Annotated in this window: 23 protein-coding genes; 17 read left to right on the top strand and 6 right to left on the bottom strand. The window is 63.7% G+C overall.

Features of this window, described 5'->3' with window-relative positions:
• Window positions 1–10: 10 nt before the first annotated feature.
• Genes kdpC through FJ974_RS08230 form a run of 3 tightly spaced genes read left to right on the top strand, consistent with a single transcriptional unit; the run spans window position 11 to window position 4,042 of the window.
• Window positions 11–574, top strand: coding sequence for a potassium-transporting ATPase subunit KdpC (gene kdpC / locus FJ974_RS08240; protein ID WP_140539054.1), 564 nt, complete (start codon window positions 11–13; stop codon window positions 572–574).
• 55 nt (window positions 575–629) lie between these two features.
• Window positions 630–3,353, top strand: a complete 2,724-nt coding sequence (locus FJ974_RS08235; protein ID WP_140539053.1) for a sensor histidine kinase — start codon at window positions 630–632, stop codon at window positions 3,351–3,353.
• Window positions 3,350–4,042 carry a response regulator transcription factor gene (locus tag FJ974_RS08230; RefSeq protein ID WP_140539052.1) on the top strand — a complete coding sequence of 231 codons (693 nt, stop codon included), beginning with the start codon at window positions 3,350–3,352 and terminating at the stop codon, window positions 4,040–4,042. Before FJ974_RS08235 ends, FJ974_RS08230 begins: the two co-directional genes overlap by 4 nt.
• A 112-nt stretch (window positions 4,043–4,154) precedes the next feature.
• Here FJ974_RS08230 and FJ974_RS08225 read toward each other — a convergent pair whose 3' ends face one another.
• Window positions 4,155–4,739 carry an invasion associated locus B family protein gene (locus tag FJ974_RS08225; protein WP_140539051.1) on the bottom strand — a complete coding sequence of 195 codons (585 nt, stop codon included), beginning with the start codon at window positions 4,737–4,739 and terminating at the stop codon, window positions 4,155–4,157.
• A 181-nt stretch (window positions 4,740–4,920) separates the two neighbouring features.
• Between FJ974_RS08225 and FJ974_RS08220 the strand changes: the two genes are divergently transcribed.
• The 8 genes from FJ974_RS08220 (at window position 4,921) to FJ974_RS08185 (ending at window position 8,404) form a co-directional block, all read left to right on the top strand.
• Complete coding sequence (locus FJ974_RS08220; RefSeq protein WP_226891516.1) at window positions 4,921–5,262, top strand: hypothetical protein; 342 nt, start codon at window positions 4,921–4,923, stop codon at window positions 5,260–5,262.
• A 147-nt stretch (window positions 5,263–5,409) separates the two neighbouring features.
• Window positions 5,410–5,910, top strand: a complete 501-nt coding sequence (locus FJ974_RS08215) for an NUDIX hydrolase (protein ID WP_140539050.1) — start codon at window positions 5,410–5,412, stop codon at window positions 5,908–5,910.
• Window positions 5,911–5,968: 58 nt separating this feature from the next.
• A complete protein-coding gene (locus tag FJ974_RS08210) occupies window positions 5,969–6,292 on the top strand; it encodes an ArsR/SmtB family transcription factor (protein ID WP_140539049.1) in 324 nt (107 codons plus the stop codon).
• Window positions 6,289–6,744, top strand: a complete 456-nt coding sequence (locus FJ974_RS08205; RefSeq protein WP_140539048.1) for an SRPBCC family protein — start codon at window positions 6,289–6,291, stop codon at window positions 6,742–6,744. Before FJ974_RS08210 ends, FJ974_RS08205 begins: the two co-directional genes overlap by 4 nt.
• A 75-nt stretch (window positions 6,745–6,819) precedes the next feature.
• The gene (locus FJ974_RS08200) at window positions 6,820–7,212 is read left to right on the top strand and encodes a VOC family protein (protein WP_140539047.1); all 393 of its coding nucleotides are present in this window, start codon (window positions 6,820–6,822) and stop codon (window positions 7,210–7,212) included.
• 36 nt (window positions 7,213–7,248) lie between these two features.
• Window positions 7,249–7,503, top strand: coding sequence for a hypothetical protein (locus FJ974_RS08195; protein ID WP_140539046.1), 255 nt, complete (start codon window positions 7,249–7,251; stop codon window positions 7,501–7,503).
• Entirely contained in the window at window positions 7,475–7,930 is a 456-nt protein-coding gene (locus FJ974_RS08190) for a DUF1801 domain-containing protein (RefSeq protein ID WP_140539045.1), read from the top strand. The genes FJ974_RS08195 and FJ974_RS08190 overlap by 29 nt, the downstream gene beginning before the upstream one ends.
• 75 nt (window positions 7,931–8,005) lie before the next feature.
• Window positions 8,006–8,404 (top strand): DUF1801 domain-containing protein, encoded by a 399-nt coding sequence (locus FJ974_RS08185; RefSeq protein ID WP_140539044.1) that lies wholly within the window; start codon window positions 8,006–8,008, stop codon window positions 8,402–8,404.
• A 133-nt stretch (window positions 8,405–8,537) separates the two neighbouring features.
• Here FJ974_RS08185 and FJ974_RS08180 read toward each other — a convergent pair whose 3' ends face one another.
• Window positions 8,538–9,083: a GNAT family N-acetyltransferase gene (locus FJ974_RS08180; RefSeq protein WP_140539043.1), complete on the bottom strand. Its 546-nt coding sequence runs from the start codon at window positions 9,081–9,083 to the stop codon at window positions 8,538–8,540.
• Window positions 9,084–9,287: 204 nt separating this feature from the next.
• On the opposite strand from FJ974_RS08180, the gene FJ974_RS08175 reads away from it, so the two are divergent.
• A complete protein-coding gene (locus FJ974_RS08175) occupies window positions 9,288–9,743 on the top strand; it encodes a DUF2214 family protein (protein WP_140539042.1) in 456 nt (151 codons plus the stop codon).
• Here FJ974_RS08175 and nth read toward each other — a convergent pair.
• Window positions 9,737–10,543 carry an endonuclease III gene (gene nth / locus FJ974_RS08170; protein ID WP_140539041.1) on the bottom strand — a complete coding sequence of 269 codons (807 nt, stop codon included), beginning with the start codon at window positions 10,541–10,543 and terminating at the stop codon, window positions 9,737–9,739. The two genes, FJ974_RS08175 and nth, sit on opposite strands and share 7 nt — an antisense overlap.
• Before the next feature lie 22 nt (window positions 10,544–10,565).
• On the opposite strand from nth, the gene FJ974_RS08165 reads away from it, so the two are divergent.
• Window positions 10,566–11,060, top strand: coding sequence for a DUF2244 domain-containing protein (locus FJ974_RS08165; RefSeq protein WP_140539040.1), 495 nt, complete (start codon window positions 10,566–10,568; stop codon window positions 11,058–11,060).
• Between the two features lie 65 nt (window positions 11,061–11,125).
• On the opposite strand, the gene FJ974_RS08160 is transcribed toward FJ974_RS08165, so the two are convergent.
• On the bottom strand, window positions 11,126–11,941 hold the full coding sequence (locus FJ974_RS08160; RefSeq protein WP_140539039.1) for a class I SAM-dependent methyltransferase: 816 nt from the start codon (window positions 11,939–11,941) through the stop codon (window positions 11,126–11,128).
• Window positions 11,942–12,056: 115 nt separating this feature from the next.
• Here FJ974_RS08160 and FJ974_RS08155 point away from each other — a divergent pair, with 115 nt between their 5' ends.
• The 4 genes from FJ974_RS08155 to FJ974_RS08140 all read left to right on the top strand — a co-directional run bounded on the left by FJ974_RS08155 (window position 12,057) and on the right by FJ974_RS08140 (window position 16,225).
• Window positions 12,057–12,962 (top strand): methylated-DNA--[protein]-cysteine S-methyltransferase, encoded by a 906-nt coding sequence (locus FJ974_RS08155; protein WP_226891514.1) that lies wholly within the window; start codon window positions 12,057–12,059, stop codon window positions 12,960–12,962.
• A gap of 190 nt (window positions 12,963–13,152) precedes the next feature.
• On the top strand, window positions 13,153–14,055 hold the full coding sequence (locus FJ974_RS08150; protein ID WP_140539038.1) for a ribokinase: 903 nt from the start codon (window positions 13,153–13,155) through the stop codon (window positions 14,053–14,055).
• A gap of 5 nt (window positions 14,056–14,060) precedes the next feature.
• The gene (locus FJ974_RS08145; protein WP_140539037.1) at window positions 14,061–15,512 is read left to right on the top strand and encodes an amidase; all 1,452 of its coding nucleotides are present in this window, start codon (window positions 14,061–14,063) and stop codon (window positions 15,510–15,512) included.
• 98 nt (window positions 15,513–15,610) lie between these two features.
• On the top strand, window positions 15,611–16,225 hold the full coding sequence (locus FJ974_RS08140) for a LysE family translocator (RefSeq protein WP_140539036.1): 615 nt from the start codon (window positions 15,611–15,613) through the stop codon (window positions 16,223–16,225).
• 45 nt (window positions 16,226–16,270) lie between these two features.
• On the opposite strand, the gene FJ974_RS08135 is transcribed toward FJ974_RS08140, so the two are convergent.
• Complete coding sequence (locus FJ974_RS08135; RefSeq protein ID WP_140539332.1) at window positions 16,271–17,434, bottom strand: IS4 family transposase; 1,164 nt, start codon at window positions 17,432–17,434, stop codon at window positions 16,271–16,273.
• Between the two features lie 269 nt (window positions 17,435–17,703).
• The gene (locus FJ974_RS08130; protein ID WP_140534229.1) at window positions 17,704–18,645 is read right to left on the bottom strand and encodes a nucleoside hydrolase; all 942 of its coding nucleotides are present in this window, start codon (window positions 18,643–18,645) and stop codon (window positions 17,704–17,706) included.
• Window positions 18,646–18,652 lie beyond the last annotated feature (7 nt).

Here is an 18,652-nt window from a genome sequence, read left to right as displayed (position 1 = left end):
GACCACTCCGATGCTCAAGCAACTCCGCCCGGCGATCGTAATGATCGTCTTTTTCACCGTGCTGACCGGCCTGATCTATCCGATCGGCATGACCGGCATCGCCCAGGCGCTGTTTCCCAACCAGGCCAATGGCAGCCTGATCACCAGGGACGGCAAGGTCATCGGTTCCGAACTGATCGGCCAGGCTTTTGCCAGCGACCGCTATTTCCATGGCCGCCCCTCCGCCGCTGGCGACGGCTACAACGCCACCTCCTCGGGCGGCTCCAATCTCGGGCCGACCAATCCCAAGCTGATCGAGCGCATCAAGGGCGATGCCGAGAAGCTGAAGACGGAAAATCCGAACGCGCCGGTGCCGATGGACCTCGTCACCACCTCAGGCAGCGGCCTCGACCCCGACATCAGCCCGGAGGCCGCCTATTTCCAGGTGCCGAGGGTCGCCAAGGCCAGGGGCATCGACGAAGCCAAGGTTAAGGCACTCGTCGACAGCCATGTTGAAAGTCGCGAACTTGGCGTCCTTGGCGAGCCGGTGGTCAATGTGCTGGCCCTCAACCTGGCGCTGGACGACCTGAAGTAGTCTGCACCGCGCCGGGGATCGACACGATCTCCGGCGCAATTCATGATTGGACTTGATGGCCGACGACAGGACCAACCACGAAACCAGACCTTCTCCCGACGCGCTTTTGGAGCATGCCGAGCGGGAGGGTCGCGGCCGTCTGCGCATCTTCCTCGGCGCGGCGCCCGGCGTCGGCAAGACCTACGAGATGCTGATGGCGGGCCGCGCCCGGCGCGCCGACGGCATCGACGTCGTCATCGGCATCGTCGAGACGCACGGCCGCAAGGAAACCCAGGCGCTGGTCGACGGCTATGAGGTGATCCCGCGCCTCAAGGTCGAGTACAGAGGCCGCACTCTCGACGAGATGGATATCGACGCCGTCCTGAAGCGGCGCCCGGCGCTGGTCCTGGTCGACGAGCTCGCCCACACCAACGTGACCGGCAGCCGGCATCCCAAGCGCTACCTCGATGTGCAGGAAATCCTGTCGCAAGGCATCGACGTCTACACCACGCTCAACATCCAGCATGTCGAAAGCCTGAATGATGTCGTGGCGCAGATCACCCGCGTCAGGGTGCGCGAGACCGTTCCCGACTCCATCATCGACCAGGCCGACGATATCGAGGTCATCGACCTCACTCCCAACGACCTGATCCAGCGGTTGCATGAAGGCAAGGTCTATTTCCCTCAGACCGCGCAGCGTGCGATCGAGAACTATTTCTCGCCAGGCAACCTGACGGCGCTGCGCGAGCTGGCGCTGAGGCGCACCGCCCAGCGCGTCGACGAGCAGTTGCTCAACCACATGCAGTCGCACGCCATTCCCGGACCATGGGCTGCCGGCGAAAGGGTTCTCGTCTGCGTCGATCCGCGCCCCGGCGGAGCCGCCCGCATCCGTTACGCGCGCAGGCTTGCCGACCGGCTGCGCGCTCCCTGGACGGCGCTTCATATCGACACGCCTCGCCTGGCCGGCATGTCGGAGCAGGACAAGGACCGGCTGGCGACGAACCTGCGCCTTGCCGAGCAGCTCGGCGCCGAGGTGACGACCATCCCGGGCCAGAACGTCGCGCAGGACATCGTTCGCCATGCCACGACGAACAACTTCACCCATATCGTCGTCGGCAGGCCGACCCGCCCGCGCTGGCGCGAGCTGATCGAAGGCTCGCTCACCTATGATCTGATCCGCAATGCCGGCGACATCAGCGTCCACGTCATTTCGGGAACCGAGCGCGACGTGGAAACGCCGGCCGCGAGGGTGAAGGCCGCGGCCGAGCAGAAGCCCTTTCAGATCTGGCCCTATCTGTTCTCCACTGCCTATGTCGCCGGCGCGCTGGCCGTCAGCTCGATCCTCGATCAGTTCCTCGATGTCCGCAATCTCGCCAGCGTCCTGCTGCTGGCCGTGCTGACATCGGCGGTAACGTTCGGGCTCTGGCCGGCGCTCTACGCCTGTTTCCTGAGCGCGCTCGCCTTCAACTTCTTCTTCCTAGAGCCGCGCTACACGCTGACGATCAGGGATCCGGAAAGCATCGTTGCCTTTGCCGTCTTCCTTGTCGTCGCCATCATCGCCAGCAACCTGACCGCCCGCGTCCAGCGCCAGGCTGTCGCCGCCCGTTCGCGCGCACGCGCCACCGAAGACATCTATTCTTTCTCGAAGAAGCTCGCCGGCGCCGGCACGCTCGACGACGTGCTCTGGGCCACCGCTTTCCAGATCGCTTCGATGCTGAAACTGCGCGTCGTGCTGCTTCTGCCCGAAAACGGCACCATCACCGTCAAAGCCGGTTATCCACCGGACGACACGCTGGCCGAGGCCGACATAGCCGCGGCCCGCTGGGCCTGGGAGCATGATCGCCCCGCCGGCCGCGGCGCCGATACGCTGCCCGGTGCCAAACGCCTCTATTTGCCTTTGCGGACGGGGCGAACCGCGATCGGCGTCGTCGGCCTCGACAACGACAAGCAGGGACCGTTGCTCACCCTCGAACAGCAGCGGCTGCTTGACGCGCTTGCCGACCAGGCGGCGGTCGCCATCGAGCGCGCCCAGCTCGTCGCCGACGTCGACCGCGCCAGGCTGGCGGCCGAAGCCGACCGGCTCCGCTCGGCGCTGCTCACCTCGATTTCGCACGATCTGAAGACGCCGCTTGCGGCGATCATGGGCGCGGCAGGCACGCTGCGGGAATTCGCGCCCGCGCTGCCCGAGAAGGACCGGGCGGAACTGCTGTCGACCGTGCTCAACGAATCGGAGCGGCTGAACCGCTTCATCGCCAATCTGCTCGACATGACCAAGATCGAATCCGGCGCGATGGAGCCGAACTACGCCTTCCACTATGTCGGCGACATCGTCGGTTCGGCGCTCAATCGCGCTGAAAAGATCACCGTTGAGCACAAAATCGAGACCGACATTCCGCCGGATCTGCCGATGCTGCGACTTGATCCCGTGCTGTTCGAGCAGGCACTGTTCAATCTGCTCGACAACGCCGCGAAATATGCCGCGCCCGGCTCGGCGATCCGACTGCAGGCCTGGGTCGGCAACGGCTCCGTCATCCTGCAGGTGATGGACGAGGGACCGGGCATTCCGCCTGACGATCTGGAGCGAATCTTCGACACCTTCTACCGCGTGCGCAAAGGCGACCAGGTGCGCGCCGGCACCGGGCTCGGCCTGTCGATCAGCCGCGGCTTCATCGAGGCGATGGGCGGCACGATCTCGGCGGCAAACCGCACCGACCGGCCGGGCGCGGTCTTCACCATCAAGATGCCGGTGCCGGCTGAACTGCCGGACATGAGCGAAGCCAGGCTGGACCAGACGGCATGACCCATCAGAACGTCTCCATCCTGGTCGTCGACGACGAACCGCCGATCCGCAAATTGCTGCGCGTCAGCCTCGGCAGCCAGGGCTATGCGATTTCCGAAGCGCCCAATGCCAAGGCGGCGATCGAACTGATGCAAACCGAAAAGCCCGACCTGATACTGCTCGATCTCGGCCTGCCCGGCATGACCGGCCTCGAGCTGCTCGGCACGTGGCGCAATGACGGCCTCGACATTCCCGTCGTCATCCTTTCGAGCCGCACCGACGAGGCCGGAATTGTGGCGGCGCTCGAGCTCGGCGCCGATGACTACGTGACAAAACCCTTCGGCATGAACGAGCTTGTCGCCCGCATCCGCGTGGCGCTGCGCCATAAATTCCAGCAGCAGGGCGAGAAGCCTGTCTTCCAGACCGGCGACCTCTCCGTCGACCTGGTCAAACGCATCGTCAAGGTCGAGGGCGACGAGGTAAAACTGTCGCCCAAGGAATACGACATCCTGCGTATCCTGGTGCAGCACGCCGGCAAGGTGCTGACCCACCGATTCCTGATGAAGCAGATCTGGGGTGACGCCACCGACGTCCAATATCTGCGCGTCTATGTCCGCCAGCTCAGGCAGAAGATCGAGAAGACGCCGGACCAGCCGCGCTACATCACGACCGAGACCGGCGTCGGCTACCGCTTGCGCGAGGTGGATTGATACGGGCGATCGGCATTTTGCCGATCGTCCCGGTGTGCGCGATCGGCGCCCGCCGATGGTCCCGGCGATCGGCACCCGCCGATCGTTCTCATCTCCGGAACTACAATCAGCCTTAATCCACCGAGAGGTCCGCCGTCCTGGCGAGGGCGCTGCCAAATCCATTGAGCGAGATGGTGAAAGCGATCGGCTGCGCCGTATCCGCCGCCGTGGCGTTGATCTTCAGCGTCGTGCCCTTCTGCAGCAGCGATGTCGTGTCGGCATCGAACGACACCTGCACCAGGCAGCCCACAGCCTGGCAGGTGTTGAACTGCAAGGTTCCTTCCAGCTTCTTGTCGTCGATCTCGAGCGAAATGCCGCTGGCCAGAGCCAGCCCGAAGGGCAGCGCCAGCGTGCCGGCGGCGTCCTGGCCGGTCTTGGTCGTCAGTTCGATAGCCAGCAGCCGCTGACCGCTCTGCTTGTTGAACTGCTGATGCGACAGGCTGCACGACTTGTTCGTGCCGGTGACCTGGCAGTTGACTGTCCAGTCGCCATGCGTCTCCGACAGCGCCGAAGCGCCGCCCGGTAGTTGCGGCTTGGCCGCGGCGTCGGCTGGCTGCCTGGCCGCCGGCGCCGCCTTGTTCTGTGCGGCGAAAGCCGGCAAACCCGCGACACTTACGACAGCCACCGTCGCAACGAACAATTTGTACCTGGTTTTCATGGATTCCTCTTCACCCGGCCTACCCAGCCGCCTGGACGGCCGCGCGATAGGGCGGCGAAACCAGCGCTCCCGTCAAGCGCAATGCTGGACGGCCCACCAGATTTTCTTTGGCAGAACATTCGATCAACTGACCGCATGCACACGCCTGAATCATGGTACATGCGGACAAAGGCCCTATATTATGGCTGGGTTCTATTTTTCACGCGGGAAGGAAGCAATGTCGCATCCTCGCTTTTTGACGGTTTTGACCGCGGCGGCTCTGGTGGCTGCCAGCCTTTGGGGCGTGGCTTCAAATGCTTCGGCTCAGGTCGTCATCCCGACGAACCGCGACACGCTGATCCAGCAGAACGAATTGCAAACACTCCGGAACCAGCTGCAGCGGCAGCAGTTCCAGCAACAGCAGCAGCTGTACCGCGAACAGGATCGGCAGAACGTGCCGAAGCCTCGCCCTGAAGTGCCGGTCGTCAAGCAAAATTGCCGGTCCCAGGTGATTGGCACCACGATTTCGCGGGTTTGCCCCTGACATTCCGCCTTTTTTCGGTTTATTAGCCGACTTACTTGTCCGGAATGCCGGATTGCAAGGCGGTGGTTTTGGGGTTTTGCAGGGGCGGCGCTAGGTGCCGTGCACAGATGGCGCGCGGCGGAGCCGCTGCTCCGGCCGGGTTTCGGGATGGCTACAGTCAAAAACAAAGCAATGCGCAGGGCAAGGAAAGGAGAGCGGATCCGCCAGGTGGCGGCCATTCCCTTTCGGCTGCGCGAGGACGGCAGCCTTGAAGTGATGCTGGTCACCTCCCGCACGACCAGGCGTTTCATCGTGCCCAAGGGCTGGCCGATGAAGGGCAAGAGCGGGCGCAAGGCAGCCACCATCGAGGCTCAGGAAGAGGCCGGCGTGCGGGGCAAGTCGCCCAAGCAGCCTGCCGGAATCTATTCCTACTGGAAGCGCATGGCCGACGGTTTCGTCCGTGTCGATGTCACCGTCTACCTGCTGGAAGTGACCGAGGAATTGGCCAACTGGCAGGAAGCCGCGAACCGGCAGCGGGCCTGGTTGCCGCCGGCCGATGCGGCGCTGCTCATCGATGAGCCGGAACTTTCGACGCTGCTGCAGAATTTGACGATCCCGGCTACCGCGCCGGCGAGGATCATCAGCCGGCGCTCCACATCCCCCACTTGACGATCATATATCCCTGCGGTTATACGTTAATCAATAACCAACAGGTTATCGATCCGGAATGTCGAACGCGCACGACATGCTCTTCAGGACGCTTGCCGATCCGACACGGCGCGCCATCTTCGAACGTCTGTGCCGCCAGGGCGAGCAGACGGTCGGGGCGCTCACGGCGCAGGCCGGGGTTTCGCAGCCGGCCGTGTCGAAGCATCTCGGCGTGCTCAAGGAAGCCGGGCTGGTGCGCGACCGGCATGAGGGGCGTCAGACCCACTACAGCGCGCAGATCGCAGCGCTTGCGCCGCTCATGGACTGGACCCGCCACATGGCCGGGTTTTGGGAGACCCGGTTCGACAACCTCGAGGATCTGCTCAATAGGATGGATCAATGAGCAATCGTGTTGCCGAAACCCGTTCCACCGATGCGGAAGAGACGCGCTCGGTGGTCGTCGAGCGGGAAATACCCCATCCGCCTGAGAAGATCTGGCGCGCGCTCACGCAGCCGCATCTGATCGAGGAATGGCTGATGAAAAGCGACTTCAAGCCCGAGGTGGGTCACCGTTTCAATCTGCGTGGCGACTGGGGCGGCGTGCTGGACTGCGAAGTCCTCGCCATCGAACCGAACAGGATGCTGTCCTACACCTGGAACCATGTCCATGACGACAAGACCTTCAACCTGAGAAGCGTGGTGACTTTTACCCTCGCGCCGACCAGCGCGGGCACCCGTCTGCGGGTGGAGCAGGCCGGCTTCCGGACATATCAGCAGCAGGCATTCAAGGGCGCCGCCTTCGGATGGCGGAAGTTTCTCGCCAATCTGCAACAGGTCCTCGAGCGGACAAGCTGAAGTCCCGAGCAGGAATTCAGAGCAGGACCCTGGCGGGGAGCGGCTCACCGCAAGCATAAGCAACGGAGACATGCCATGAAGATCAAACTGACCAGTGTCTATGTGGACGACCAGGAAAAGGCTCTGCGCTTCTACACAGACGTGCTCGGCTTCACCAAGAAAGCCGATTTCACTAATGGCCCGTTTCGCTGGCTGACGGTGGCCTCGGCGGAGGAGCCGGATGGAACCGAACTGCAGCTGGCGCTGAACAACAATCCGGCGGCCAAGGCCTATCAGCAGGCCATTTTCAAGCAGGGCCAGCCGGCGCTGATGCTCTTCACCGACGACATCAATGGCGACCATGAGCGTATCAAGGCCAATGGCGGCAGCTTCGCCATGGCGCCGACCGAGGTGACCGGCTCGACCATCGCGCAGCTCAACGACACCTGCGGCAACCTTATCCAGATCACCCAGTTGGCGCGCTGGTAATTCCTGGCCCTTCAGCCGTTTTCAGAGGAGGTAACCTTGGACTGGAGCAAGTGGATACGGCGGGCTCACCGCTGGCTGTCGATCATCTTTACCGCGACCGTCGTCGCCAACTTCGCCACCATGGCATTCGGAGCGCCTCCTGCCTGGGTAGTCTACTCGCCGCTGCTGCCGCTCTTCCTGCTGCTGTTCAGCGGCCTCTATATGTTTGTCTTGCCATATGCCGTCGGCTGGCGAGACAGGCAGCGCATCGTAGGAGGACAGGATGGCCAAGGCGCGCGGGAAATCGGCTGATATCGCCGCCAGGGCGACATCGGCAAAGCCGGTCATGCTTTCGGGCGGCAATCCGCGGATCGCCACGGGCTATGGCGACGCGCCCATGCAGGCCTATATCGCGGCCATGCCGGGCTGGAAGAGCGAGGTCGGGCGCCGGCTCGATGAAATCATCGAGCGCACTGTGCCTGGCGTGCGCAAGGCCGTGAAGTGGAACTCGCCGCTCTATGGGGTCGAAGACCAGGGCTGGTTTCTCGGCATTCATTGCTTTGCCAAATACATCAAGGTGGCTTTCTTCCGCGGCATGGCGCTCAACCCCGTTCCCGCCGGCGAATCCAAAAGCAAGGACACGCGCTATCTCAACATCCGCGAGGGCGATCAGCTCGACGAAGCGCAATTCGCCGACTGGGTAAAGCAGGCGAGCCAATTGCCGGGCGAGCGGATGTAAGTGCGCTGTTGATCAAGCACGGTCCCCGTCGAAGAGGCGTGGTGGCGATCAATTTATCCAAAAGGGAGAACACGCATGAAGGAAAGTGGTGCACAGGAAGACAAGTCTCCGTCCGAGTTGATCGACGGCAGGATCAAGCAGTTGGGGGACTGGCGCGGCGAGATGCTTTCCCGGCTCCGTGCATTGATCAAGCAGGCCGCCCCCGAAGCCACCGAGGAATGGAAATGGCGCGGGGTGCCGGTCTGGGAAGATGCCGGCATGATCTGCACCGGCGAGACCTACAAGGCCGTCGTCAAGCTGACCTTCGCCAACGGCGCGGCGCTGCCGGATCCCTCCGGCCTCTTCAACTCCAGCCTCGAGGGCAACACCAGGCGTGCCATCGACTTTCGCCAGGGCGAGGAAATCGACGAGGAGGCGCTCAAGGCGCTCGTTCGCGCCGCCGTGGCCCTGAACAGGGCCAAAGCCAGACGATGATCCACAAAATTCACGCGACATGCTTTAGCGCAATTCCAGGAAAAGTGCGTAGCGGTTTTCCGTCCGGAATTGCGTCAAAACAAACACTTAGAGCGGGTCAGCGATTCTATCAAACGCTGAACCGCTCTAGGTTTTAGGAACCAGGCCTGGCCTGCCGTTCAAGCAGGATCGTCGCCGCTTCGTGATAGGTGGTGCGCAGCTTTTCGCGGTAGCCGCATTTGGTCGCGACGTTCAGCGAGGCGGTGTTTTCCGGATCGATGATGCAGACGGTTTTCGCGCGGTCGAATGCCTTGTCGCCCCAGGCCAGGACGCGGCCAACGATCTCGGTCGCGAAACCGCGTCCCTGGGCTTCCGGCGCCAGCGCCCAGCCCGCTTCCGGAATGCCTTCGATCGACGGCTCGATGGCACGCTTGAGATCGTGGAAACCGACTTCGCCTATGAAGCGGCCGGTCGCTTTCTCCTCGACGGCCCAGAATCCATAGCCGATCAGCGACCACAGCCCGGCATGGCGCAAGAAGCGCATCCAGCTTTCCTCCCGCGTGCGCGGCTTGCCGCCGATGAAACGGGTGACGGCGGGCTCGGCCCACATGGCGGCGTAAGCATCGAAATCATCGAGCCTATGCGCTCTGAGGATGGTTCGCTCCGTCTCGAGGACCGGTACGCAGTGCGGATTGCCCATGGCAAAATGCCTCGCTGATCTACCCGGCGCGCGTAGCAAATTGTCCGGGCCGGGCAAGGGCCAAGGCGGGGCATGTCATCCTCCAGCGCCAGGAAATCGCGGCCGGCGTGGGAATTTCGCTCAACAATGCTACCTTCGCGACCGGCTCAACCAGCCCGCCACAGATCCGCCCATCCGAGAACCGTTCGACAGGAAGGAAGACGCATGGACACCACCGATCTCGTCCTGGCAATCGCCCATCATCTCCTGGTGTTTTCGCTGGCCGCGATCATCGGCATGGAGTCGGTTCTGATCCGCGGCGAACTGGCGACGCCGACGATCCGGCGGCTGGCCGACATCGACCGTCACTACGGCATCATTGCCGGGCTGATCATCGTTGTCGGCATCGGCCGCGTCATCTACGGCCTGAAGGGCTGGGAATTCTATGTCCACAACTGGGTGTTCTGGGCGAAGATGGCGGCCTTCGCCACCGTCGGCCTGCTGTCGATCGTCCCGACCGTCCGCTTCATCTCTTGGAACCGGCAGGCAACCGCCAATCCGTCCTTCGCAGTGCCGGCGGCCGAACTCGCGTCGGTACAGACCTATATCCGGGCGCAAGCCGTCGTCTTCCTGCTGATCCCGGTCTTCGCCGGGGCGATGGCGCGCGGCTACGGCTACTGAATTTCGCCGGCGACGACGTCGAGCGGCTTGATCTCCACCAGCGGAGCCGGCACGCTCGTCGTCTTCTCGTCCGACTTGCAGATGTCGGCAATCACGCAGACCGGGCAATCGGGCTTGCGCGCCTTGCAGACATAGCGGCCATGCAGGATCAGCCAGTGATGCGCATGGCGCATATACTCGGCCGGGATGACCTTCAGCAGCCCCTCCTCGACCTGTTCCGGCGTCTTGCCGGGCGCCAACCCGATCCGGTTGCCAATGCGGAAGATATGCGTGTCGACCGCCATCGTATGTTGACCGAAGGCGACATTGAGCACGACATTGGCGGTCTTGCGCCCGACGCCGGGCAGCTTGACCAGTTCGTCGCGGCCCTCAGGCACCTTGCCGCCATGGTCGTCGATCAATGCCTTCGACAGCGCGATGACGTTCTTGGCCTTGTTGCGCCAAAGCCCGACGGAGCGGATATAGTCGCCGACCTTCGCCTCGCCTAGCGAAACCATCTTCTGTGGCGTATCGGCCACCTCGAACAACGCCTTTGTCGCCTTGTTGACGCCGGCATCGGTCGCCTGCGCCGACAGCACCACGGCGATCAGCAGCGTGAAGGGGTTGACGTAGTGGAGCTCGCCCTTCGGCTCTGGCCGCTGCACGCTAAAGCGCCGGAAGATCTCATGCACCTCGGCCGGGCTGTAGAGCGAGCGCGTTGCACCTTTTCGCGGCCGAGCGCTCGCTTTGGCGCGGCCGCCCGAGCTGGATGCCGATGATTTTTTGACGGGCAAGGATTTTTTGGACTTGGGAGGCGCCATTCCCTTCCTATAATATTCCCGCATGAGCGACACAAACGCCTCGTTCCAGGCCGACGAGCCATTCTTCCAGGCCTTGCTGACACCCCACCGCTCCCTCGGCCGCACCGGCTTCATGATCCTGATGGGCGCGCTGCTGTTCGGCTGGCTGGTTACCGGCGCGTTCTTCCTGGCGCACGGCGCCTGGCCGGTCTTCGGCTTCTGCGGCCTCGACGTGGCCGCCGTCTATGTCGCCTTTCGCGCCAATTACCGCGCCGCGCGTGCCCGCGAGGAGATATCGGTGTCGCGCACCAGCCTCGACATCCGCAAGACCGCGCCGTCCGGCCGCTCGGTGGCGCATCATTTCAACCCGTTCTGGACACGGTTTTCGATCGCCCGCCATGCCGAGATCGGCATCACAAGAATGGCTGTGGAGGCACAAGGGGAAAGTGTGTCGATCGGCGGGTTCCTGGACCCCGATTCCCGCGAAAGCTTCGCCACCGCCTTTTCGCGCGCATTGGCGACCGCCAAGGTTCGCTGAGCATGATCCCGAAAAGTGGCTACCGGTTTTTCGGACAAGATCATGCTCAAAACAAAGCGACCCCCTCAGAATCGATAGCGAAGTAACCTGCCGACCTTCCGCATCGGCGGGATAAGCTTCCAAATACCAATGAACAATCGCGCGGACCAGCTCATGCGAGCCCCTTGCTCCGGCTTGTAGCCTGGGATCTCCTCGATAAACCGAAGCTTCGGGATGGCTCGTTCCAATTCACGCGGATCCTCGATTGCCCAGTGAACCTCGGCGCCCGTCGCTTTGATCGCTGGATTGAGACGCATCAGCATCAGCCCGAACCGGCTGTAGGCGTCGAACACCAGCTCGCCGCCGGCAAGATGCGAGACGAGTCGCGAGAGCAGGCGCGGCCCCTCGGCTGCGGGGAGATAGGGCGTCAATCCTTCCGCCACCACCACGGCCGGGCGGTTGCGGGGCACTGCCGCCAGCCAACCCGGCTCGGTTACCGATGAGGCGACCAGATGATAATTATCACGGGACGGGTAAAGCCTGTGCCTGAGTTCGATGACTTCAGGATAGTCGATATCGAACCAGTCCACGCCTTGCGGCGGGTCGACGCGAAAGACGCGCGTGTCGAGCCCGCACCCCAGGTGCAGCACGATGGCATCGGGATTTCTGGCGAGAAAGTCCTGGACACCGATGTCCAGCGTCTTGGCTCTGATGGCGAAGCCTATGCCGAGATTGCCGTCGACCTTCAGCTTGGCGAAATCATAATCGATCTTGCGCACCGCCTCGTCGGCGATGCGATCCTTGAGCAGCGAATGGGGCAGCCGGCTCTCCAGCGCCTTGCCGTAGAGCGTCATCAGCAAAGTCTCCCTGGCCCCGGTCAGATTTACCTTTTCGCCGGCCACAATTGCCCTCGTCGGTTCGAAGCCAGCTCTATCTGGGTATGGACGGCGGGAAGGCAAGTTTCGGGTGGTGGCAAAGCGCTGGAAGAACGATATTCGCGGTCAAGGAGATATTGCCATGAACGCCCAGATGACCATGAATACGCAGATGAAACCGTCAGCGATCTTGCAAAACGACATCACTCCTGAAGGCAGCGACTACGAAGTCGTGCGCCGCGCCATCGAGAAGATCAGTCTCGACTATCGCGACCAGCCCTCGCTGGAGGTCCTGGCCGAGGCGGTCGGCGAGACGCCGACCGGCCTGCAGAAGCTGTTCACCCGCTGGGCCGGCCTGTCGCCCAAGGCCTTCCTGCAGGCGGTCACCCTCGACCATGCCCGCAGGCTGCTCGATTCCGGCATGCCGCTGCTGGAGACCTCGTTCGAACTCGGCATGTCGGGACCCGGCCGGCTGCACGATCTCTTCGTCACCCACGAAGCGATGTCGCCGGGCGACTACAAGACCAGGGGCGCCGGCCTCACTATCCGCTACGGTTACCACATCTCGCCCTTCGGCATTGCTCTGGTCATGGTCACCGACCGCGGTCTGGCGGGCCTCGCCTTCTGCGATGCGGGCGGCGAGCGGGCGGCCTTCGCCGACATGTCCGGCCGCTGGCCGAACGCCACTTATGTCGAGGATATGTCCGCCACCCAGCCTTATGCGGCGCGTGTCTTCGACCCGACGCTGTGGCGCGCCGACCAGCCGCTGCGCGTGGTGATGATCGGCACCGACTTTCAGCTGCGCGTCTGGGAAGCGCTGTTGCGCATCCCGATGGGCAAGGCTTGCACCTATTCTTCGATCGCGGCCAGCATCGGCCATCCTACCGCAAGTCGTGCGGTCGGTGCCGCGGTCGGCGCCAACCCGATGTCCTTCGTCGTGCCTTGCCATCGGGCGCTCGGCAAGTCCGGTGCGCTTACGGGCTATCACTGGGGCCTGACGCGCAAGCGCGCCATCCTCGGTTGGGAGGCGGGTCAGGTTGCGCACTGAATGCCGATAGAAGCCGCGCTTCCAGCCGGCGTGATCTGGCAACGGACACTCTTTACGGCTAGCCTCCTGCTTAGTCAGCGATTCCAGGAAAAGTGTTAGCGGTTTTCCGTCGGGAATTGCGTAAAAAGCAAATACCTGGAGAGGGTCAGCCTTCAATCGAAGGCTGACCCTCTCCAGCAGGAGGCGCTTCTTGATCATCGTTGTCGGCTCGATAAACCTCGACCTCATCGCCAATGTCGACCGCTTGCCGGAACCCGGCGAGACGGTGCGCGGCTCCAGCTTCACCACAGCCCCCGGCGGCAAGGGCGCCAACCAGGCGCTGGCCGCCGCCCGCGCCGGCGCCCCGGTCCGCCTGGTCGGCGCTGTCGGCAAGGATAGCTTCGCCGCCGAGGCGCTGGCGCTGCTCAGGGCCGGCAATGTCGATCTTTCCGGCGTCGGCGAGAGCTTTGCCTCGACCGGCACCGCGCTGATCCTGGTCGGCGCCGACGGCGAGAACGTCATCGCCGTGGTGCCCGGCGCCAACGATTCGGTCGTGCCGGGCGACCTTGCCAAGGCCTTTCTGAAAAGGGGCGATGTCGTGCTTTTGCAGCACGAGATCCCTCTGCAGACGGTCGAAGCCACGCTCGACGCCGCGCGTGCGGTGGGCGCCGTCAGCGTGCTCAACACCGCGCCTTTCCGTGTCGAGGCTGCTGGCTTTCTCGGCAAGGCCGACTACGCCGTCGCCAACGAAACCGAATTCGACCTTTATGGCGAGGCGCTGTCGCTCTCCGGGCGCGACCGGCCGGCGCGCATGCTCGACTTTGCGGCCAGGACCGGCCGCACCGTCGTCGTCACGCTTGGCGGCGACGGCGTCCTGGCCGCCACCCCGGAGCAATTCCTGACCGTTCCGGCGCTGAGGATCATCCCGGTCGACACGGTCGGCGCCGGCGACACCTTTTGCGGCTATTTCGGCGCCGGGCTGTCGTCCGGCCTGCCGCTCGAACAGGCACTGGCGCGCGCTGCCGCGGCCGGTTCGCTGGCTTGCCTGAAGCCCGGCGCGCAGCCTGCAATTCCGCTGGCGAAGGATGTCGACGCCGCCTTGGCCGTGCGGTGACGGCGATGCGCCCTTCGACAAAACATGCCGTACCGCCGGCCGGCGACATCTGCCGCCAGTCCGCAGTCGATCTTGCCGATGCGATCAGGCAAAGGCGCCTGTCGGTGCGCGAGGTGGTCGCCGCCTTCCTCGACCGCATCGAGGCGGTGAACCCGCTGGTCAACGCCATCGTCTCGCTGCGCGAGCGCGCCGATATCCTGGCCGAGGCCGATCGAGCCGACGCGCATCTGGCCGGTGGCCAGCAGACTGGGTCGCTGTTCGGGCTGCCGATCGCGATCAAGGATCTGGCCCTGACCACGGGCCTGAGGACCACTTTCGGCTCGCCAATCTTCGCCGACTTCGTCCCCGGCGAGGATGACTTCTTCGTCGAGCGCCTTCGCGAGGCCGGCGCCATCATCATCGGCAAGACCAATGTCCCGGAATTCGGGCTGGGCTCCAACACCTACAATCCGGTCTTCGGTCCGACGCTCAACGCCTTCGATCCGGCACTCACCGCCGGCGGCTCGAGTGGCGGCGCCGCGGTGGCGCTGGCGCTCGACATGGTGCCTGTCGCCGACGGCAGCGATTTCGGCGGCTCGCTGCGCAATCCGGCCGCCTATAACAACGTTTATGGTTTCCGACCGTCGCAAGGGCTGGTGCCGGCCGGGCCCGACATCGAGGTCTTCCAGGCGCAGATGGGCGTCGAAGGGCCGATGGGCCGCAGCGTGCGCGATGTTGCGCTCCTCCTCGAGGAGCAGGCCGGCTATCATCCTCGGGCACCGCTGTCGCATGACAGGCAGGGTTCGTTTCTCGAAGGCCTGGAGACGAAGGCGTCCGGCGGTCGCATTGCCTGGCTCGGCAATCTCGAAGGCCAGTTGCCGATGGAGCCCGGCATCCTCGATCTCTGCGAGGCCGCCCTCGCCCGCTTCGCCGACGCATCCTACGGAAGCGAAGCGCTGGTGCCGGATGGCGATTTCGAGGCCTTGTGGCAGGCCTTCGTTACGCTGCGCCAGGCAAGCAGTGGCTGCGCGCTGAAAGCGCACTATGACGATCCGGCGAAGCGGAAGCTGCTGAAACCGGAAGCTATATGGGAAGTAGAGCAGGCGATGCGCCTCACCGCGCCGCAGGTCCACGCCGCCACCGTCAGGCGCACCTCCTGGCATCGGACGCTGCTGTCTCTGTTCGAGCGCTTCGACCTCATCGCCCTGCCGACCGCCCAGGTCTTTCCCTTCGAGGTCGCCACCCACTGGCCGCGCGAGGTCGCCGGCCGCACCATGGACAGCTATCACCGCTGGATGCAGGTCTCCGCCTTCGCCACTTTGGGCGGCTGTCCGGCGCTCAACGTGCCGGCCGGCTTCGACGAAAGAGGCAGGCCGATGGGCATGCAGCTGATCGGGCGGCCGCGCGGCGACCTCGCCGTGCTGAGAGCCGGCGCTGCCTATGAAGCGACGCTGCCATGGCGGGCCGGGGCGAGCTGAACTGGAGAGCCCTTGCCACGTCCGGACGGCTTGCGCCGGCAACGGCGCTGTGCATTGATTTCCTCAGCCGCATCCCTGCGCCCTGTTGAGGAAATCCCATGTCGCTGGAACTTTACGCCACCTATGTTCTCGCCTGCATCGTCATCATCCTGGTGCCAGGGCCGACGGTCACGCTGATCATCGCCAACAGCATGCGCCACGGCGCGCGCGCAGGGCTTGCCAATGTCGCCGGCACCCAGGCAGGCCTCGCCATCATGATCGCCATCGTCGGTATTGGCCTCAACACGCTGATCGCCGGCATGGGCCACTGGTTCGAATGGGTCAGGCTGATCGGCGCCGCCTACCTGATGTGGATGGGCGTGCAGATGTTTCGCGCCAAGGGCGTGCTGAACGCCGACGGAACGGCAAGGAAACCGCGCGGCGGCTTTTTCCTGCAGGGTTTTCTGGTGGCGATCAGCAATCCGAAGACGCTGGTCTTCTTCGGCGCCTTCTTCCCGCAGTTCATCGCTCCTGCCGGTAACTACACGCTGCAGATCGTCGTCATGGGCCTGACCGCCATGATCTTTGCCGCGATGTCGGATTCGACCTATGCGCTCGCCGCCGGTCGCGCCGGGCGCCTGCTGTCGGCCAGCCGCGTCAAGCTGATGTCGAGGATCAGCGGCAGCTTCCTGATCGGCGGCGGGCTGTGGCTGGCGCTCTCCAAGGCGAAGTAAGCATCCTGTCCTTCTCCCGTTATGGGCAGGGCTGTCCGGGGAAAGTTATTCATAATCGAAGCCCAACTGGTTTGGGGATGTTCGATCCCTTCGGCGGCTCGAATTGATCGGAGGCGGCTTGTTGATGGCCTCGATTCTTCGGCGCTCGAGCAGGCATTGGCTAACCAGATCGGTGAAGCGCAGGATGGGCATGGCGATGCGGTAGGTCCGGGCGGCGATGCGCAGCAGCGCATAGGCGATCATGGCGGCGAAGAGCTGCAGGCGGATGGCGTTGTCGTTGTTGCCGAGGAACCTGCGTATCTTGAGATGCTGTTTGATCCAACGGAACAAGAGTTCGATCTGCCAGCGGCCCTTATAGAGCGCGGCAATCTCAACGGCCGGGCGCTTGAGATCGTTGGTCAGCAGCGTGATGGTGTCGCCGTCCTGGCGCTTGACGATCAGGCGGCGCAATTTGATCGGCAGCTTGCAGTGGGTTTTGCCGGCAAGGCTCACCTCAGCGTCGTCGAGAACGGTGAAGCCGTCGCCCCGCGCGACCTTGACGGGACGTTCGGAGAGCACCTCGAGCCCCATGTTGGATTTGGGTCGGGTGACGAAGAAAGCTTGGGCTGCGGCGATCTGCGTCCACCAGCCGTAATGGCAATAACCCTTGTCGAACACATAGGTCGCGCCCTTCTCGATGGCGATCGTGCGGCCGACCTGGGCATCGTTGACGTTGGCATCGGTGATGTCGAGGATGCGCGGGCAATCGGCGTTGGGATCATAGACGACGTGCATCTTCATGCCGCGGATGCGACCGTTCGACTTGGCCCAGCCGCACAACTTGCCGAGCGGGATCGGTGTGGAATCGATCAGCCGCAGCATAGCGGTGCCCTCACGGCGTGTCTGCCGGTCGAGTTGGTTGGCGAGCAGGCCGAAGATCTCGGCAAAGACGGCGACGGGGCGCCTGCGGCCGGCATCCGACAAGGTCGAGCGCCGCAACACGTCACTGCCCAGATGGTAATGATGCTGGCCGTTGGCGTTCCAGCCGGCTTCCAGGCTGCGAAGGCTCGCACTACCGCTGAGCTGGGCATAGATCAGCACCATGAGATGGTCCCAACTTCTGAACGACTTGTCGTAGGCGTCCCCGCCATGGCTATCCACAATCGTCTGGAAGCGGCGGCGATTGATCGGTTCAACCAGCTTGCCAAGAATGCTAGGCGTAAAGCGCATGCCCCGTCCCCTTTCTGAGTCTCGACAACCAGAAGGTAGACGGAAAATCCCCGTCTTACGGGGCATGCGCCTGCGGCATTTCGATTCACCAAACACTTTCCCCGGACAGCCCTGCGTTATGGGAGAAGGTGGCCGAGCGAAGCTCGGTCGGATGAGGGGTGCTGGACGGAGCGAGGTGTTGAGTTTCTTCCAACACCCCTCACCCGTCTCGGCGCTGCGCGCCGATCCACCTTCCCCCACAAGGCCCACAAGGGGGAAAGGAAAGGAGGCTAAAGCCGCCCTAGCCGCTCCACCAGCAGCGCGAAGAAGGCGTCATGGTCGACGTCGCGCATCACCATGGCGTTCTTCTCGCGCTTGGTGACCCCCCACCAATCGATCACGGTCATGCCCATGGTCAGCTCCGAACTGGTCTCGATGCTGACATTGCAGCGCCGGCCCTTGAACAGCTCCGGCTTCAACAGATAAGCGATCACGCACGGATCGTGCAGCGGCCCGCCGTCGGTGCCGTATTTCTCCTCGTCGTAACGCTCGAAGAATTCCAGCATTTCGGCGGTTGCGGTGCCGACTTTGCTGCCCAGATCGCGAAAGGCTTTCGTGCGCTTGGCGCTGGTCAGCGCCTTGTGGGTGACGTCGAGCGGCATCATGACGATCGGAATGCCCGACTTGAACACCACGTCGGCGGCCTGCGGGTCGACATAGATGTTGAACTCGGCGGTCGGCGTGACATTGCCGCCCTCGAAGAAGCCGCCGCCCATCAGCACGATTTCCTTGATGCGCGGCGCGATTCTGGGCTCGCGGATCAGCGCCAGCGCGATGTTGGTGAGCGGTCCGAGCGCGCACAGCGTGATCGTGCCGCTCGGCTCCTTCATCAGCGTCTCGACGATGAAATCGACGCCGTATTGTTCCTGCAGCGGCATGGTCGGTTCCGGCAGCTGCGGCCCGTTGAGGCCGGTCTTGCCATGCACTTCTTCGGCCGTGACCAGTTCGCGCGCCAGCGGCCGGATCGCGCCGGCATAGACCTTGATATCGGGCCGGCCGGCCAGCTCGCAGATCTTGCGGGCATTCTTCTCGGTAAGGTTCAGCGGCACATTGCCGGCAACGGCTGCGATGCCGACGACCTCCAGCTCGGAGCTGCCGAGCGCCAGCAATATGGCGACGGCATCGTCCTGGCCAGGGTCCGTGTCGATGATGATCCTGCGTGATTGGGGCATTTCAATT

Origin of the sequence: Mesorhizobium sp. B1-1-8 (assembly GCF_006442795.2) — a bacterium.
Classification (GTDB): Bacteria; Pseudomonadota; Alphaproteobacteria; order Rhizobiales; family Rhizobiaceae; genus Mesorhizobium.
Note: the sequence above shows the minus strand (reverse complement) of the source record. Positions and strands in the feature narration are given on the sequence as shown.

Bases quoted from the DNA above. Each gene is read 5' to 3' on its own strand.
- kdpC (WP_140539054.1), top strand. From the start codon at position 11: ATGCTCAAGCAACTCCGCCCGGCGATCGTAATGATCGTCTTTTTCACC.
- FJ974_RS08235 (WP_140539053.1), top strand. From the start codon at position 630: ATGGCCGACGACAGGACCAACCACGAAACCAGACCTTCTCCCGACGCG.
- FJ974_RS08230 (WP_140539052.1), top strand. From the start codon at position 3,350: ATGACCCATCAGAACGTCTCCATCCTGGTCGTCGACGACGAACCGCCG.
- FJ974_RS08225 (WP_140539051.1), bottom strand. From the start codon at position 4,739: ATGAAAACCAGGTACAAATTGTTCGTTGCGACGGTGGCTGTCGTAAGT.
- FJ974_RS08220 (WP_226891516.1), top strand. From the start codon at position 4,921: ATGGCTGGGTTCTATTTTTCACGCGGGAAGGAAGCAATGTCGCATCCT.
- FJ974_RS08215 (WP_140539050.1), top strand. From the start codon at position 5,410: ATGGCTACAGTCAAAAACAAAGCAATGCGCAGGGCAAGGAAAGGAGAG.
- FJ974_RS08210 (WP_140539049.1), top strand. From the start codon at position 5,969: ATGTCGAACGCGCACGACATGCTCTTCAGGACGCTTGCCGATCCGACA.
- FJ974_RS08205 (WP_140539048.1), top strand. From the start codon at position 6,289: ATGAGCAATCGTGTTGCCGAAACCCGTTCCACCGATGCGGAAGAGACG.
- FJ974_RS08200 (WP_140539047.1), top strand. From the start codon at position 6,820: ATGAAGATCAAACTGACCAGTGTCTATGTGGACGACCAGGAAAAGGCT.
- FJ974_RS08190 (WP_140539045.1), top strand. From the start codon at position 7,475: ATGGCCAAGGCGCGCGGGAAATCGGCTGATATCGCCGCCAGGGCGACA.
- FJ974_RS08185 (WP_140539044.1), top strand. From the start codon at position 8,006: ATGAAGGAAAGTGGTGCACAGGAAGACAAGTCTCCGTCCGAGTTGATC.
- FJ974_RS08180 (WP_140539043.1), bottom strand. From the start codon at position 9,083: ATGGGCAATCCGCACTGCGTACCGGTCCTCGAGACGGAGCGAACCATC.
- FJ974_RS08175 (WP_140539042.1), top strand. From the start codon at position 9,288: ATGGACACCACCGATCTCGTCCTGGCAATCGCCCATCATCTCCTGGTG.
- nth (WP_140539041.1), bottom strand. From the start codon at position 10,543: ATGGCGCCTCCCAAGTCCAAAAAATCCTTGCCCGTCAAAAAATCATCG.
- FJ974_RS08165 (WP_140539040.1), top strand. From the start codon at position 10,566: ATGAGCGACACAAACGCCTCGTTCCAGGCCGACGAGCCATTCTTCCAG.
- FJ974_RS08155 (WP_226891514.1), top strand. From the start codon at position 12,057: ATGAACGCCCAGATGACCATGAATACGCAGATGAAACCGTCAGCGATC.
- FJ974_RS08145 (WP_140539037.1), top strand. From the start codon at position 14,061: ATGCGCCCTTCGACAAAACATGCCGTACCGCCGGCCGGCGACATCTGC.
- FJ974_RS08140 (WP_140539036.1), top strand. From the start codon at position 15,611: ATGTCGCTGGAACTTTACGCCACCTATGTTCTCGCCTGCATCGTCATC.
- FJ974_RS08135 (WP_140539332.1), bottom strand. From the start codon at position 17,434: ATGCGCTTTACGCCTAGCATTCTTGGCAAGCTGGTTGAACCGATCAAT.
- FJ974_RS08130 (WP_140534229.1), bottom strand. From the start codon at position 18,645: ATGCCCCAATCACGCAGGATCATCATCGACACGGACCCTGGCCAGGAC.